14 protein-coding genes are annotated in these 16931 nt (G+C 42.3%); 6 read left to right on the top strand and 8 right to left on the bottom strand.

The genetic code is table 11. The features are described 5' to 3' along the window. Window position 1 precedes the first annotated feature (1 nt). Entirely contained in the window at window positions 2-1327 is a 1326-nt protein-coding gene (locus tag B3Q63_RS11740; protein ID WP_296176941.1) for a D-amino acid dehydrogenase, read from the top strand. 72 nt (window positions 1328-1399) lie between these two features. Here B3Q63_RS11740 and B3Q63_RS11735 read toward each other — a convergent pair whose 3' ends face one another. Together B3Q63_RS11735 and B3Q63_RS11730 are read right to left on the bottom strand one after the other, a co-directional pair. Further along, window positions 1400-3622: a molybdopterin oxidoreductase family protein gene (locus B3Q63_RS11735; RefSeq protein WP_296176937.1), complete on the bottom strand. Its 2223-nt coding sequence runs from the start codon at window positions 3620-3622 to the stop codon at window positions 1400-1402. A 124-nt stretch (window positions 3623-3746) separates the two neighbouring features. Then, window positions 3747-4436, bottom strand: a complete 690-nt coding sequence (locus B3Q63_RS11730) for a TetR/AcrR family transcriptional regulator (RefSeq protein ID WP_296176935.1) — start codon at window positions 4434-4436, stop codon at window positions 3747-3749. A gap of 573 nt (window positions 4437-5009) precedes the next feature. Between B3Q63_RS11730 and B3Q63_RS11725 the strand changes: the two genes are divergently transcribed. The 3 genes from B3Q63_RS11725 (at window position 5010) to B3Q63_RS11715 (ending at window position 7628) form a co-directional block, all read left to right on the top strand. Next, on the top strand, window positions 5010-5213 hold the full coding sequence (locus B3Q63_RS11725) for a CsbD family protein (RefSeq protein WP_201564442.1): 204 nt from the start codon (window positions 5010-5012) through the stop codon (window positions 5211-5213). Window positions 5214-6285: 1072 nt separating this feature from the next. Next, complete coding sequence (locus B3Q63_RS11720) at window positions 6286-6948, top strand: hypothetical protein (protein WP_296176932.1); 663 nt, start codon at window positions 6286-6288, stop codon at window positions 6946-6948. Window positions 6949-7256: 308 nt separating this feature from the next. Then, window positions 7257-7628, top strand: a complete 372-nt coding sequence (locus tag B3Q63_RS11715) for a hypothetical protein (protein ID WP_296176929.1) — start codon at window positions 7257-7259, stop codon at window positions 7626-7628. A 9-nt stretch (window positions 7629-7637) separates the two neighbouring features. Here B3Q63_RS11715 and B3Q63_RS11710 read toward each other — a convergent pair whose 3' ends face one another. After that, on the bottom strand, window positions 7638-7949 hold the full coding sequence (locus tag B3Q63_RS11710) for a YqfO family protein (protein WP_296176926.1): 312 nt from the start codon (window positions 7947-7949) through the stop codon (window positions 7638-7640). A 52-nt stretch (window positions 7950-8001) separates the two neighbouring features. After that, entirely contained in the window at window positions 8002-8658 is a 657-nt protein-coding gene (locus tag B3Q63_RS11705) for a DNA-3-methyladenine glycosylase (protein WP_296176925.1), read from the bottom strand. A gap of 212 nt (window positions 8659-8870) precedes the next feature. On the opposite strand from B3Q63_RS11705, the gene B3Q63_RS11700 reads away from it, so the two are divergent. Beyond that, a complete protein-coding gene (locus tag B3Q63_RS11700; protein ID WP_296176922.1) occupies window positions 8871-9311 on the top strand; it encodes a hypothetical protein in 441 nt (146 codons plus the stop codon). Between the two features lie 105 nt (window positions 9312-9416). Here the strand turns inward: B3Q63_RS11700 and purC are convergent, their stop codons facing one another. From purC to B3Q63_RS11680, 4 genes are all read right to left on the bottom strand, one after another. Beyond that, a complete protein-coding gene (gene purC, locus B3Q63_RS11695) occupies window positions 9417-10130 on the bottom strand; it encodes a phosphoribosylaminoimidazolesuccinocarboxamide synthase (protein WP_271133796.1) in 714 nt (237 codons plus the stop codon). A 135-nt stretch (window positions 10131-10265) separates the two neighbouring features. Next, window positions 10266-10586: a hypothetical protein gene (locus B3Q63_RS11690; RefSeq protein WP_201618962.1), complete on the bottom strand. Its 321-nt coding sequence runs from the start codon at window positions 10584-10586 to the stop codon at window positions 10266-10268. Between the two features lie 123 nt (window positions 10587-10709). Then, the gene (dapA, locus tag B3Q63_RS11685; protein ID WP_201564411.1) at window positions 10710-11615 is read right to left on the bottom strand and encodes a 4-hydroxy-tetrahydrodipicolinate synthase; all 906 of its coding nucleotides are present in this window, start codon (window positions 11613-11615) and stop codon (window positions 10710-10712) included. Window positions 11616-12223: 608 nt separating this feature from the next. After that, complete coding sequence (locus tag B3Q63_RS11680; RefSeq protein ID WP_414706352.1) at window positions 12224-13678, bottom strand: Do family serine endopeptidase; 1455 nt, start codon at window positions 13676-13678, stop codon at window positions 12224-12226. Window positions 13679-14564: 886 nt separating this feature from the next. Between B3Q63_RS11680 and B3Q63_RS11675 the strand changes: the two genes are divergently transcribed. Next, window positions 14565-16865, top strand: coding sequence for a cation:proton antiporter (locus B3Q63_RS11675; RefSeq protein WP_296176916.1), 2301 nt, complete (start codon window positions 14565-14567; stop codon window positions 16863-16865). The last annotated feature ends 66 nt before the right edge of the window (window positions 16866-16931 follow it).

Genomic DNA, 16931 nt, shown 5'->3' with positions numbered 1-16931 from the left:
TATGACCCATATTGCGGTACTCGGAGCAGGCGTGGTGGGAGTGACCACCGCATGGTATCTTCGCCAAGCAGGCTACGATGTGACCGTGATTGAGCGTGAGCCAGCCGCCGGTATGCAGACCTCATTTGCCAATGGTGGGCAGATATCCGTCTCGCACGCGACGCCTTGGGCCAATCCTGCGGCTCCTATGAAAGCGCTTAAATGGCTGTTTAAGGAAGATGCGCCGCTGCTCTACCGCTTGCGTGCTGATAAAGCGCAATTTAAATGGGCGATGCAGTTTTTACAAGAATGCCGCACAGATAAAGCCGATGCCAATTTGGTACAAATGGTACGCTTAGGATTGTATTCGCGCAATGCCCTACAACAGCTGCGTGCTGATATCGATATCGATTACGAGCAGCAAACGCGCGGTATCATGCACTTTTATACCAACCAAGCTGAGTTTGATGCCGCCATTGCGCCAACGGCACGTATGCAAGAGCTCGGCTGTGAACGTCATATCATTGATATTAATAACGCGGTTAGCCTCGAGCCTGCGCTTTATCCTATTGCTCATAAACTCAAAGGCGCAACTTATACCAGCCGTGATGAATCGGGTAATGCCCATTTATTTACCCAACATTTGGCTCAGCGCTGCATCGATGCTGGTGTGCAGTTTTTATACGATACCGACATTTTGGCGTTAAACACCGACGCTCATTCTGCTCGCCCGCATATGCATAGTATGACCATTCGACCCAAAGGTGAAAACGCGCAGACCTTTAGCGCCGATAATTATGTACTGGCACTTGGCAGCTATAGCGTATCACTCATGAAACCGCTGCATGTTCACCTGCCAATTTTCCCTGCCAAAGGCTACTCGGCTACTTATGAAATCAATCCGCGTGCACCGCATTTAGCTCCCTTTGTTAGTCTCATTGATGATGAGTTTAAGCTCGTAACCTCGCGCCTTGGCGATAAATTACGCGTAGCAGGAACCGCAGAATTCAACGGCTACAATTTGGATTTGAATGCCACCCGCTGTGAAGCTATCACGCGCCGTGTGCAGCAGTTATTCCCCAAAGGCATCATTGCCGATTCTGTGCAATATTGGACAGGGCTGCGCCCAATGACCCCATCCAATGTACCGTTAATAGGACGCGCGCATAGCGGTCAAGTCCGTCACGGCAGTCACAATACAAATGCTAGTTTTGATAATTTATGGCTCAATACTGGTCATGGCACACTTGGCTGGACCCATGCTTGCGGTTCGGCAAAGGCTCTCAGCTTATTGATACAGGGTGAGACGCCGCCAGTCGACTTTGATTTTGTTGGCTTAAGAACGTAAAAATAAGAAACGTAAAAAAAGGCACTTTTATAAGTGCCTTTTTATTTATATTAAAGACTTTTTAGAGCTATTTTATGCAGCGCTTCCTGATTTAATATCGGCATTAACGTCAGAATCAACGCTTGAATCGGTAATCTCCAAATTAGCCACTTCTAGCGGAATTGCTTCCAATTGCACAGGTACGCCATTGACCGCTGCATTACCACTTAACTGATCGATTAAGGTATCGTCCGTCAAATCATTGACACTGACGCCGGCATGCGCTTGCGCAATTTTTTGCTTCACGCCTTTACGGTCGTGACCCCAGCCATGAGGGATGCTCACCACTTTTGGCATCAGCTCATCGGTTACTTCTGCGGTAATAATCACGCTACCAACGCGCGAGGTAACTTTTACGTTTTGACCGTCCTCAATACTGTATTCTTTAGCCGTTTCAGGATGCAACATAAGCGTACAGCGCGGCTTACCTTTTACCAAGCGATAGCTATTATGTAGCCACGAATTATTACTACGGACATGGCGACGACCGATTAATAACACCTGCTTATCGTCATAGTTCTGCATCATCTCCCGTACCCGCTCTAAATCAGCTTGATAAAAATCAATATTAATATGAATCTGCTTATCTTTATGCTTTAATGCTTGCGGTAGCATCCTTTTGGGGGGCCCTAAGTCAATGCCATGCGGATTTTTCTTAAGTTTATTCAATGTCATGCCAGCATAAGGTCCACGTCTTAATCCTTGATCAAGCATAAATTTCGGTCCTAATGTCCTGACTATTCGGCGCTCGATTTTGGTTGCAAGCGCTGCTTTTTTATCTAGACGTTTTGCTAATTCTAAATAGATTTGCCAGTCATGTTTGGCACTTTTTTTCTTAGCAAACAATGCTTTTGAATACTTAGCGACGTTATGCACAGCAAAATTATTAAAGGTAACATCATAATGGTCACGCTCTAGTGGCGATACCGGCGGCAAAATGATATGGGCATGACGACTGGTTTCTGTCACAAAGTAATCAATCGCAACCATAAAATCCAAGTTGGCAAAAGCCGTATCTAACTTTTCACCATTAGGCGTACTGAGTACAGGATTGCCAGCGACGGTCATAAAGCCCTTTAACTGCCCCGCGCCTTCTACCAACATCTCATCCGCCATCGCCACGACGGGATAATCGCCATTAAAATCAGGCAAGTTACTCACGCGGCTATGACGTTTACCTAAATAACCTGGGCCTGAGTTATTGACCACATCGACCGCAGGATTGGGGAACATCAAGCCACCCACTTCATCCAAACGTCCGGTGACGATATTAATCACCATAATCAAATACTGGCTTAATAAGCCAAATTCCTGCACCGATACGCCCATGCGCCCATAGCAGACGGCGCTTTCGGCTTCGCAAAACTCTTTGACCAGTCTTTTAATCTCATTTGCGGCAATGCCAGTAATATCAGCAACTAACTCTGCGCTATAGTCTTTAGCGAAATCTGCCAAGCGCGCAATCTCTGGCGCAAGCGCCGCCGCTCTATTATTAGTCTGTGCTTTATCGGCGTAACCTTGGGCATAGATTTCATTGAGCATAGCAAGCAAAAACAAAACATCGGTTGCTGGACGTATAAAATGATGCTCGCTGGCAATGTCAGCAGTTTCGGTACGGCGTGGATCAATCACTACTACTTTGCCATCGCGGGCTTTGATGTCTTTGAGCTTTTGGCGCATATTTGGCGCGGTCATAATACTACCGTTCGATGCCAGCGGATTGCCACCAATGATGAGCATATATTGGGTGCGATTGACGTCAGGCACGGGGATACGCAGCATATGCCCAAACAGGTGCATGCTGACGATATGGTGCGGTAATTGATCGACCGAGGTTGCAGAAAAACGACTGCGGGTCTTGATACTGCTTAATAGATGCTTAATGGTCAGCATGCCGCCCAAATTATGGACGTTAGGATTGCCTAAATAAACACCAAAAGCATTTTGGCCATGTTTCTTTTGTACTGACTGTATGCCAGCAGCTACTTTATCAAGCGCCTCATCCCAGCTGACTGTTTTCCAACCGTTAGCCGTCCTCTCGATGGGATGACGCAGGCGATCTGGGTCTTCATGTAAATCTTGTAAGGCAGTTGCTTTTGGGCAAATATAACCTTTAGAAAATGGGTCATTTTTATCACCTTTAATCGATAATACCTTTGTTCCATCGTGCTTTATCTCAATACCGCACATCGCTTCGCACAGATTGCACGTTCTAAAATGTGTTTGCTCATTCGTCTTGGTTTGTTTACTGCTCATGGTCACGCTCCCTGTGATCGTTACTATCGCTTTCGCTAACTAAATTCCGTTTTATGGTTTTACGATATCAATCGATTCGTAAGTCTTAAAAATTCTGCGAGCTCCGCATTCATTAATTTGCTCACTAGCTACTTATTACTTGCTCATTATTGATAAAAAATCCGCCAAAAAGCCCATCAAAGTTTTTGCACAACATCGCAATCGCTTGCTGCTGTGAATAACGTCCTTGATGACAGCCTAATATCAACTCATGAACCTGCGCGCTCGCGCTATCCACGCAAAGATGAACGTCAGATTCTTCAAAAGAGCACTCAGCTGACTGTAATCCTTGGATAAATATCTTTGTCCATTCCTCACGTACGTCAGTAATAAGACGGCCTAAAACTTTATGTTCAGTTGGCGAACCGAGGCACAAACTGTCTTCGATTAAACGTTGGAATAACACAATATTTTGGCAGGCAGCCGCAAAAATCATTGTCAAGCAGTGCTGACAGCGTTGATTAAATTCCTCTTTAGACAGCGCTGCATAGTCTTTCAGCATATCTATCCACGCCATACGCATAGGCGACAAATAATTGTCTTTTAATTGCCTACTCAATTCACTTTGAAGCTCCTCTACGCTGTCAAAATGATTATAGAAGCTTGGCTGTGCAATTCCTGCTCCTTTAGCAATCTTATTCATGCTCATGCCGCAAGCGCCCTCTAAGCTATAAAGCTGCAACGCACTTTTTAATAAGGCACGACGGGTTTTGGCTTTTGCCAGCTCACGCTTCGTATCTAATCTTGTCGCGTTTACGGAATTAATTGGACTCACTGTTATTCTGTCCTCATTGTCTAAGGCTTATTATTTCAGCTATAAGCTTATAGTCATTTAAATAACAAGTCTATAACCAGATGCGTAAAAGGTTTGTTTGTTATCAACAATCTCAGCATCAATAGATATAAAGGAATGAAAAAATAAAAGATTCTACATATAAACGCCTGATTTCTACTTTTTTATAGAACGCTATTAGTTTGACCATCGACTTTCAACTAACTTCTACAACTTGTATTCTTTGTCATTATTAAAAAACCCTCGTTATCTTTACGTATCGCCCTGACAAAGTACCCCATCTATTACACAACTACGCCCTTCATAACAGAGCAGCGCCATTTACCATAATTAAGCAACACTACAAACATTGGCCATACAGACAAGGCGCGCTGAAATTCATATATTGGTAGCACAAGTTAGCCACTGGCTAGTTGTAGAGTACTGAAACGCAGTACTGAAGGTGTCATAAGAATCATAAATAATAATCTACATACTAAAGCGTCATACAAACTGTTGATTTAACTTTTATAACAGCTTTATCAAGACGCAATAACGAGAATAAGGAACATCACAATGAATGAACATACCCTAAAAGGTGATTGGAATCAGATGAAAGGTACAGTAAAGCAGAAGTGGGCTGACCTGACTGATGATGACTTACTACATATCGAAGGTAGCCGTGATAAGCTTGTGGGTAAAGTCCAAGAGCGTTATGGTCATAGTAAAGATGACGCTGAGCGCGAAGTTGACACATGGCGCAATGAAAACAAATATTAATTAATAATTGCTCTTATAAGACCTTGTCGTAAATACAGATTTTTATAAGTAATTAATTAAAAAAACCGCATTGATTATAATGCGGTTTTTTATTGTTCATTATTCTTTTATAGTTACTTATCTGTATCGATAAACATCGTAATCGATACATAGCACTGTCAATATATAGAAGGCTTGCTAGCTTTCATGACAGGTTTGAATAAAAAACAAACAGTGTAAAATAATTAACACCCAGACACGATAAAACCGCATAGCAATTAATTGTTATGCGGTTTTATTGTTAACGATCCTTGTTACCCATCACCACTCTAATCACTGCATCCTTGCAGGATATTGAGTACATTGTGATAGCCGGGCATCCTGCCCATTTCTTCACACTACTATTGGCATTATCTGCCTGCAACACGGGTCATGTGTCCTTATTCCAATTGCTATTATCATCCTGATGCCAGCAAATCGAACTATTATCCTTAATACGGTCAACTCAATCCTTGAGTCACATTCCCTTATGCCGTGTGTGTATAGTGTCAAATTATAAGGCTGCTGTTAAGTCGCGTAAGCGTCATTGCGTGTAAGCATATGCTTACGTCAGTTATAAAAATGGCCGATAATATCAGCCAAGTTATTGATAATAATATTATTATCGTTAAATAATATATTTAATGATTTTCTATAAACTATTTAAATACTAAAAGTGTTATCGATGTTTGCTAACGTTAGCAACACCTTGGTCACCTAAAGTGTCGAATGCTTACGCAAATATTTGCAAAATTTACAACTTATTAACACCAAAGACATGTATTAATGAGTTTTAAGTCTTACTATGTTTATGTAAGAAAATATTTCAAGATTAAGAGACAAATATCGATTCTATAAGAATGTTGTTCCGTAATCTTTTGCTTCATAACCTTTATAGAGTCTTTAGCTCTTTATATATGACAGACATATAACCAGTCACTATTAGAAATTTAAGCCCGATAAATACCAGTCTAACAAATACAAGCTGGATTATTATAAGGCTGATTAATAACAGTGCCTTACTCAGATATGCTATACCAAAGGAGATTTTATCGTGAAAATTCTACCCGCTTTCTCATTTAAGACAGCAATATCTGCCGGTCTGGCGCTGACGATGTTGGGGACGGTTGCCGGTTGTGCCGTTGTCGGTCCAGGTTACGAAGATTACCCAATATATGGCGGTAACAGCGATTATGGCAATGTTGATTATAAGCGTGTTAACCAAACCCTGCGCAATGACCTACGCCGCAAAGGCTATCAGGTTATGGATATCCGTGCTGATAACTATCGTGGCAATCGAGCCATCACTGCCATTGCTAGAAAGAACAATCAAACTTATGAGTTGAAATATACCTATCCTGACTTAAGACTCATTAGCTCAAATAAAAGAGCCTCTACTAGCATCTGGCAAGATGATAGATATGATAAAGACGACTATAAGAAAGACAAATATAAAAATAATGGCAAATATAAAAATAACAAGCATTATAAAAACGATGATATTGAAGACAGCATCAAAAGAGATTCGCGCTATCCAGCCATTAAACAACGTGCTATTAACAAGGTAAGATCGATGGGTTACCGCGTCGAAGATATTGAGCTGGAAGAAAAGAACGGTCGCGGCGTGTTTGAGATTGAAGCCAAGCGTGGTTCGCAAGAATATGAGATTTTACTTGGCTATCCAAACTTAAATGTCATCAAGGTTGAGAAAGATTAGTATTCAAGCTGTTTAAAATTTTGTGAGAAATGTTTTAAGCAGTAAGTGAGATAAGCAATAAATGCATTAGCTAGAGATTTTGGCATCGTTGACTACTTGGTGCCTTTGGTCACATAAGCCAGCCCTTGGTTTATGTGACCATTTTTTATAGCATGGCTTTTGATAACATAGCTTTTGATAACATAGCTTTTGATACCATAGCTTTTGATACCATAGCTTTTGATACCATGATTTGTATGGCAAGATTTTATATAGCACAATTTTGCTTAGCATCACTGCTAACGCCTTTAACATCATAAGAGGATATTATGAAAAAATTTACTTTATTAAAAACCACCGCTGCGAGTAGTACGATTGCCGCGTTATTAGCCATCACGACAGGCTGTGTCACCGCACCCGGTTACAACGCTTATGGCGACCTTTACGAGGACATTTATAAAGACACCAAGGTCTACAAGAAACACAAAAAAAACATCAAATCCATTGATAAAGAGCTTTATCAGCCTGCTATCGAGCAACGTGCGGCTAATAAAGTCAGTAGCATGGGTTACCGAGTCAAAGACGTCAAATATAAAAAAGGCGACAGTAAAATAAAAGTAAAAGCCCGACGCGGCAGTGAAGACTATAAAATCGAGCTTGGCTATCCGAGCTATAACGTGATTAAAATCAAAAAAGATTGATAACAGGTGTTAAAAGTCTAGCACCTCAATCACATCATAAGCAGGCGTCTCATAAGGATGCGCCTGCTTTAATGCCTCGATAACTGCTTTAATACAAGCAGTAGCAACGACCATCTCTACCCGCCATTCATCAACGGTTTCAAGTTTATCTTGCGCTCCAATATTTGGCTGACTGCCTGCCAGTGGCATAAACTGTCCGCTCCCCTGCACTTGCCAGCAGCATTGTTCATAATTGCCAATCTTGCCAGCACCCGCTGCAAACAAGGCAGATTTTACTGGTTCTAACGCCGAATCTGGAATAAAAACGGTTAATTTATACATAGATTACTTCCTTTGAGCCTATTTAGAAAAATTACTATCAGCTATAAACTTACTATTTTTTAGATAATGAAGGATGGTCGGTCCAGATATAGCGCAATAACCAATTTTTCGCCTCGCCTGCATAATCAATCCCAATCCGTGGACGCAGTGATATTGGCGGCTGACAGCCATCGTCTTCAATCCAAACTTCTGACGCAGGTGTAATGGGTTCGCCGTATAAATCACGGTTGATTTGCAAGTGTTTGGTCAACTTGCCGGGACCGGCCAATTGTTTTATTTCTTTTAGAGCATTTAATATTTTATCTGCGCTCAGTAATTGCTCGTCAAGCAAGCGCTCACTATCCTCTGTGAAAAAACCTGCCCGTATCAATACGGCTTCTGGTGACTCTGCCGGCCCACTTACTAAATTAAGCATATGATGGATACCGTAAGTCAGATAAACGTAAAACACGCCGCCTTGGTTATACATGATCTCAGTACGTGCAGTACGAGTACCAGCGTGAGCATGACAGGCGGCATCACCCTCTCCAATGTAGGCTTCAGTTTCCGAGATACGCATGCGCAGGATTTTTTGCTTGCCGTCACTATCGGTTAGCTGTCGACATAAAACCTTACCAATCAAGTCAGCCGCGACCACGCAAGTTGGACGACTAAACCATGCAGGTTCTAAAATCATGGATTGAATATCGGATGGCTTAGGTGCTAGCATCTATGATGACCTTTTGATTTATAACGGTATTTTTATATTAACAATATAAATTTAGCATAAAAACTTACCGAAAGACGTTAGGTGATAGACGCTATTACCTATTGCAACTGATGCTATACAGACAGTTAACTCATTCTAATAGTAATCTTGACTCTCGCTATTTAAGATTAAAAACATCCAATACTAAAATACATAATCAAAAGGATATAACAATGAGTAACTCTAATGCGAGTGATAATAAGCACAATAATGATGAAAAGGACACGGATCAGAACGCAGCGATGAAAGATAACGATGCTGCTAATGACTCTAAAGACAACAACGCTAATAAAAACGATAAACAGAACAATCAGTCAGACAGCAAAGACAGCAAAGACAGCAAAGACAGCAAAGATGATAAAACGTCAGATAAGAATGGTAATAAAGACGATAAATCATCAAACAAAGACAATAGTAAAGATAAAGACGCTTCTGATAAGGAAGATAAAGACAGTAAAAACAATGACTCTAAGTCTAAAGACGATAAAGAATCCTCTTTAAAAGACACTGCGACAACTAAAGCTAAAGAGGTAGTCGGCTCATTAGCTGATAAAGCCGCAGATGCGATGGAGCTGGCAGCGAAAAAAATCAAAGAAGTGCGTAAAGACAAATAATATAGCTGTCTTTAACATAACCGTTTTTAAAATGATTACCCCCATAAAAAAACTGAGCTCAGGGCTCAGTTTTTTATTACTTAAATATTGAAGGGTTGGATATATTTAGCTTAATGGCACGCCAATACGTTTTGCAACTTCTTCATAGCCTTCAATCACGTCACCCAATGACTGGCGGAAACGGTCTTTATCCAGTTTTTTCTTGGTAGCTTTGTCCCAGATACGGCAACCATCAGGCGAGAACTCATCACCTAAGACGATACGGTCATGGAATACGCCAAATTCAAGTTTAAAATCTACCAGTATTAAATCACCAGCATCAAACAAAGTTTTTAATACTTCATTTACTTGATGGCTCAGCTCTTTCATCTTCGCCAATTGTGCCTCATTAGCCCAATCAAGAGAGATAGAGATTGACTCATTGACCATCGGATCACCAAGCGCATCATCTTTATAGAACAGCTCATAAGTAGGCGGTGTCAATGCTTGCCCTTCTTCTAAACCTAGACGACGCACTAAACTGCCAGCGGCAAAATTACGTACCACACATTCAACCGGAATCATATCTAAGCGCTTAACCAGCACTTCATCATCTGATAATTGCTTTTCGAAATGGGTTTCGATACCAGCATCAGCCAATTTTTGCATGATAAAGGCGTTAAAGCGGTTGTTCACCACGCCTTTACGGGCGAGCTGCTCGATACGCTTGCCATCAAGCGCTGAGGTATCGTCACGGAAATGTAAAATCAGCAGATCGTTGTCTTCTGTTTCATAAACAGATTTGGCTTTGCCTTTATACAGCAGTTCTTGCTTTTGCATGAGGGGAGTTCCTGTTCGTTCAAGCTTATGTGGTAAAAACGCGCAGCGACCGCTAAGCGCTTTATATTAAGGTGTTAAGAAAACATGCTTAACCATAATAAAAAACCAGCGGTACAGATAGGGATAAAAAAGGGTTTATTCTGAAACTTGGGTAACGGCAACCGCACGCTGAGGTTTCGGCAATTGATACTGCTTACCTGACTCGTTTTGCAACTTTAGCGTATTTGTGCCCGCACTAGGGGTTGGGTATAACGGCACAAATGGTGCGGTTTCTTGCTCAGCAGGTAGCTGTAGCGGCGCCAGTTTTTTGCTTTGCTGATACTCAAGACTACCGTTATCACGCTTGCCAAACACTTCTTTTGTCGCTTGGCAACCGCTCAATACCAACGTACTACCCAAAACTACCGTTAGCAGCGCCGGGAATATCTTTGCAGGGGTTGATGATACTGTCATCATATTATCTCTCTGAGTTAGCCGTTATTGCTTATTTGGTGCGTATTTGGGTAATGCGCTTATAGTTAAAATACTTAATAGACTCTTGCTAAGCTATAAGCGACACTTTACTGAATTGCCAAAAATCTAGAGTAAGTTGGCACGAATCAAGGCTTCATCAATCGTTGCATGGTGCTTTTCAGCCAGCCATACCAATGGCAGACGAATACCTGTGTCTATCATGCCCATTTTATGTAGGGCATATTTGGCAGGGATAGGACTTGACTCGATAAATAGGTCGCGGTGTAAGTGTTTTACCACGTCATGGACTTTATGAGCGGCATCAAAATCACCGCGTAAACCCGCACTAAAGGTCTCGCTCATGGCTTTTGGGGCAACGTTGGCAGTCACTGAAATATTGCCTTTACCACCCAATTTCATCAATTCAAGGGCAGTACCATCATCACCAGATAACACCACCATTCTGTCACCGACCGCTTTGATTAATTGCTCGCCGCGAATCGTAGAACCTGTAGCATCTTTAATGGCGACAATATTATCGATATCAGCAAGGCGTTCAACCGTTTCTTGAGCAATATCAACAACGGTACGACCCGGTACGTTATAAAGCATCTGCGGTATTTTTACCGCTTCTGCGATGGCTTTATAATGCTGAAATAAGCCTTCTTGTGGCGGCTTATTATAATAAGGAGCAACCAATAGCGCACAGTCCGCACCCGCATCCGCTGCATCTTGAGTCAGCTTAATGGCTTCAGTGGTGTTATTGGCACCAGTACCTGCAATCACGGGGACGCGACCTTTGACATGCTGCACAAAATAGCGAATCACATCGCTGTGCTCTTGCATCGACAAAGTCGCTGATTCACCAGTGGTACCGACAGCAACAAGGCAATGCGTGCCCTGCTCAATCTGCCAATCTATGAGGTCTGCCAGACGTTTATAATCGACCGTGCCGTCAGGATGCATGGGCGTTACCAAGGCTACCATTGAGCCTTGTAGTCGGGTTTTGATATCGTCGTATGCTGTGCTCATAACCGTGCCTTACTGTATTATCCTAGCTTTTATTAAAGCTATCACATGATAAGTCGTGTGCAAGTGCCCTGATAAAGATAATCGTCATAAACACAAATGCATAATGATTTATGTTTATTGAAAATAACGTTAAAGGTCATACCTTGCTTGATGGTGATATTCATGATTTATAATAACGTCATGAACGCTATTTTTATCGGCTGCCAATCTGATTGATGCTTAGCCATAAAAACGCCTGTTAGTGTAGCATATTTTGGCTCTATCGCTATCAATCAATTAACCCCTAAGCTCTTTATAAAGCAAAAAATCGCCTGTCGATTGAGAGGATAAGCGCTACTTTATTATGCCAATTTTGCAGCAAACATCGAGAGGATTTCAATGTAAGCTTGGCATTATTTGGGACTCAAGCCTAGCCTGAAAACTAAACAGTTAGTGTAGCGTAATTACGGATTACCGATAAAACCTTTTCCGGTATTTTAACGAATCGTCAACACATCGATGGTCGGGCGATACAAGCAAGCCAATTATCGCCGTATTATTTATCTTAATCATCATCTATGATTCTAATAGCTCAGATTCTCTACTCTCTACTCTCTACTCTATATTTTCTACTCAATCCGCAAACCAATAATACCCGGAATACCTTGACGCATCATCTCAAGCGTCACCACCCCTTTTTTGGGTAATAATGAAACGGCGCTAGAAAAATCGTTGACTGTTTTAATAGGCTTTTGATGCAAGTTAGTGATAACGTCGCCCGCCAATATGCCAGAGCGTGCTGCCAATCCTGTCGGCTCAATAGCGGTGACCAATACACCCGTCTTATTATCAGACGCCAGCTCTCTTTGCTCCTCTGGCGTTAAGTTGCGCAGCGCCAACCCTAAGCTTATGCCGTTAGTTTGCTGAGCAGAACTTTGTGATTGGATATCGTTTGAGGCGTTACTGAGCTTGCCTGTTATGATAGATTGCTTACCATCGCGCTGAATCTGGACGCGAAATGTATCATTAGGTCGGGCCCGATTAATCAAGTTTAATAAGTCTGATGCTTCCACAATTTGGATATCATTATATTTTAGAATAATGTCGCCTGATTTTAGCCCAGCCTTTTGCGCTGGCGAATCTGGTGACACGCGTGTCAATAACGCCCCTTGCGGACGCGCCAAGTTATAGGCTTCAGCTAAATTACGGTCAATATCTTGGGGATAAATACCCAAATAAGCGCGTGCGACCTCACCATTATTTTTTAGCTGCTCATAAATATCCATCGCCGCATCAATCGGGATGGAAAATGACAGCCCCATATAACCGCCTGTACCACTAAAAATACGCGAGTTAATGCCAATCACTTCGCCGCGCTGATTAAATAACGGACCACCTGAATTTCCAGGGTTCAAGGCAACGTCAGTTTGGATAAAGGGCACGCTGGTCTCACGCGAAAAATTACGGGACTTGGCACTAACAATACCCGCCGATGCCGAATAATCAAAACCAAAAGGCGACCCAATTGCCAATACCGGCTCACCCACTTTTAAAGCATTGGAATCACCGATTGGCAACGAAGGGAACTGACGACCCGTGACCTTTAATACTGCCACATCAGAGCGCTCATCACTGCCTACTAAAGTCGCATCAAGCTCGGTTCGGTCATTAAGCGTGACGCTGATTTTGTCCGCGCCCGCCACCACATGATGGTTGGTCAGCATATAACCATCAGCGGTGACAAAAAATGCCGTGCCATAAGCATGCTCAATCGCTGGCGTCGCTGCTTGATCAGGAATACGCAAACGATCACCAAAGAATTTACGCAGCAGCTCAGCGGTCTGCGCTTTGGCAAGCTCAGCCTCACTAACGGTTTTGGTCACATTTACGCGCGCTACCGCTGGGGTAACTTGCTGAACCAAACCCGAAAAATCTGCGGTGGTAACGGCAGCTTCAGCATTCGGTACGGTAGCTATATTGATACCCGCAACCATGGTAGTGGCTACGGCAAGTGCCAACGTGCTCTGTTGTAACCAACGCGTCAAATTGCGCGTATTCGGTACTTTAGACATATTGATAGGCATATTTTTAGGCATGTTACCCTCCATATAATGGGTCTTATAGTCGTTATAAACTAATTGTTATAAACGGTTTAAATAGGACCGTTATTAAGCATAATTTTGGCGTATCTCATCAAGGTATCGTACTAATTTATTTATTCTAATAACTATGGCTTAGCTTGCTTATTCACTAAAATCTAAAGAAATGGTCTTTATATTTTTAGATTAAAAATATACTGAATGCTTTTATCGCAGGTTTTTATCATCAACTTTTAATAATGCAAGCTTGCAAAGTAGACTGTTTGTTAGTTTACAGTCCATTTTAGACTTATGGTATAAAACTTTCTCTTTTCTCTCATAAGGATGGTCAATGTCATTACCTACTTCTGTTTTAAAGTGAATCCACTATATGCTAGCAATGCTAAAAAATAACGCAAGCCTGCCTTATTTATAACATGCGCTTAGTAGCTGCTTTGATAAAGCTTTATGGGCAGATAGTAAAGCCGCTCAGAGCGCTCAGAAAAAGAGCCTCGAAATACATAAAATAAAACCATGTTATGATAACAAGCCAAATAATTTATATGGCAAACAAAAGTTAATTTTTGTAGGTCATTAGGTTATCAGATTGGCTATCATCACCTTATTTTTCATCTTTTGCTTTTTTAGATTATGCTTACTAATCTGGGAAAGCTTTTGTCTTTACTGCGATATCGTATATATATCATATCTCACTTTGTTTTGAGCAATGCTATGGCTCATGCTGCCATTGACGTTACTGATTGATACTTTGATTTATATGCGACAGCTCATGAAGGCGAATTTTGCCACAGCTTATGACAGCAGCGTCTATAGCCTGTGGCACGCCTCTTAATAGATATAAAATATGACAAGATTATAAAAGGATTAATTTATGGATACCGCCCTATTGTTATCCGGCGTGGTTGGGCTTGGCATCGCCGCCCAATGGTTGGCTTGGTATTTAAAGCAACCGTCCATTTTGTTTTTATTACTGATTGGTATTATTGTTGGCCCGATATTGGGCGCTTTTGACCCTGACTTGGTGCTCGGCGAGCTGATGTTCCCTTTTATCTCGTTGGGCGTGGCGATTATTTTATTTGAAGGCTCGCTGACTTTAGAGTTTGATGAGATTAAACAGCACGGCTCTGTGGTACAGATGCTGGTATCGGTCGGCGTGCTTATTACCATTGCGATTGTGGCGCTATCGACTTACCTGTTGTTTGATGTCGACCCCTTGATTGCTTTGCTATTCGGTGCGCTGGTCTGTGTGACTGGCCCAACGGTCATTATGCCGTTACTGCGCAGCGTGCGTCCCAATAAAACCATTTCTAACATTTTGAAATGGGAAGGTATTATCATCGACCCTATCGGCGCGATTGCGGTGGTATTGGTCTATGAATATATCATCTCAGGCGGTGAAGCCAGTAGTATCTTGCTGTTTGCTAAAATTGTGGTATTGGCAGTAGCGATGGGCTTAGCGGGCGCGTGGGCATTGGCATTTTTAATGCGTCGCCATATGATTCCTGAGTTTTTGCGCAATGTCTTTACCCTTGCCTTTGTGCTGCTACTGTTTTCTATCTCCAACCATTTAGAACACGAGTCTGGCTTATTAACGGTCACCGTACTTGGGGTGGCGCTGGCTAACTGGCCAAAATTCCCACGTGAGACAATTTTAGAGTTTAATGAATCGCTGACCATTTTATTGGTATCGGTATTATTTATCATTCTTGCTGCCCGTGTTGAGCTTGAAAGTTTGCTGAGCGTTGGCTTTGCTGGACTGGTGCTGCTGGCTATTGTGATGTTTGTCGCACGTCCTTTATCAGTATGGGCGTCGTCTATTGGCTCCAATCTAAAAACCAATGAAAAGCTGATGATTAGCTGGATTGGCCCACGCGGTATCGTTGCCGCTGCTATCTCATCCTTATTTGCCATTCGCTTGCAAGAGTATGATATTCAGGGCGTTGAGCTGCTAGTACCCTTGGTCTTCCTCGTCATTATTGGTACGGTAATGATTCAGGGTTTAGGTGCAAAAATGGTTGGTAATTTCTTGGGCGTACGTGAGCCTGAAACCAACGGTATCTTGGTCGTTGGCTCCAATCCTATCGCCTTATTGGTGGCGACCTCTTTAAAAGATCAAGGTTTTGATGTCATCGTCGCCCACAATAACTACACCAATATTGCCCGCGCGCGCATGAGCGGTCTGCGTACCTACTTTGGCAACCCCATCTCTGACCATGCCGACCATCACTTAGACCTTATCGGTATTGGGCGCCTGTTTGCCATGAGTATGGATAAAGAGATGAATACCTTGTCCGAGATTCATTATCGTCATGAGTTCGGCGAGCGCAAACTGTATCGCCTTAAATTTAGTGATGAAAAAGTCAAAAGTGAGCGCGATGATAAGCAAGGCAACTTTCATTCGCAGTGGTTATTTGGCAAAGATGTCACTTATACCAAGCTTGCCAGTATGCTGTCGAAAAAAGCGCGTATTAAAATCACCAATATCACGGATAGCTATAGCTTTGAGCAATATAAGGCTGATAATAAGCAATTTGTGCCGCTTTATACGGTCGACAAAGAAGGTAAGCTACACGTGATTACCGATAATTTTGATGGCACGGTACCACGTGATCGTAAGCTGATTTCATTGGTCGTTGACGATGAAGTGCAACCAAAACCGGTCGACGTAACACCGAAACAAGAACAAGCACGGGCGGCGGCAGATGCCAGCTTTGAGTCGAGCTCGAAAGCGCCTGAAAAGCGTCAAGAAACAGAGCTCACGGATGCTAGTAATGAATCCACAATGCCGGAATCTACCTCAGCAACGGCGAAAGAAGTAGATAATGAGGTCACAAAGGATACTGATATAAAAGCTGCGCAAGAAAATCAGTCCGATACTGTTACGCATACGCCTAATAAAACTCAAGCATTAGAGGTTAATGCTAAAAAAACAGATACTCAAACGGCAGAGTCTGATGCTACTGGCGCTGCTAATTCTACTAACGTTACCAATGCTCATAAAACTAAAGGAGTAATGTCGGATAATTCGACCGCAACTTCGAAAACCAAGACCTCTAGCAATACCAATGGTAATGGCAGCGCACCAAAAACCAAAAAAGGCGCGCTTGACCCCAATCGTTTACCCGACTCCAGTGGCGATAACCTTGATAGCATTGATATAAATAAAGACTAGCGCAGTTTTTAAAAATTTCCCATAAACTATAAAAGCCCCAACTCAGCAGTTGGGGCTTTTTGCTTA

The sequence above is a fragment of the Psychrobacter sp. UBA2769 genome (assembly GCF_002352555.1).
Lineage (GTDB): Bacteria > Pseudomonadota > Gammaproteobacteria > Pseudomonadales > Moraxellaceae > Psychrobacter > Psychrobacter maritimus.
Note: the sequence above shows the minus strand (reverse complement) of the source record. Positions and strands in the feature narration are given on the sequence as shown.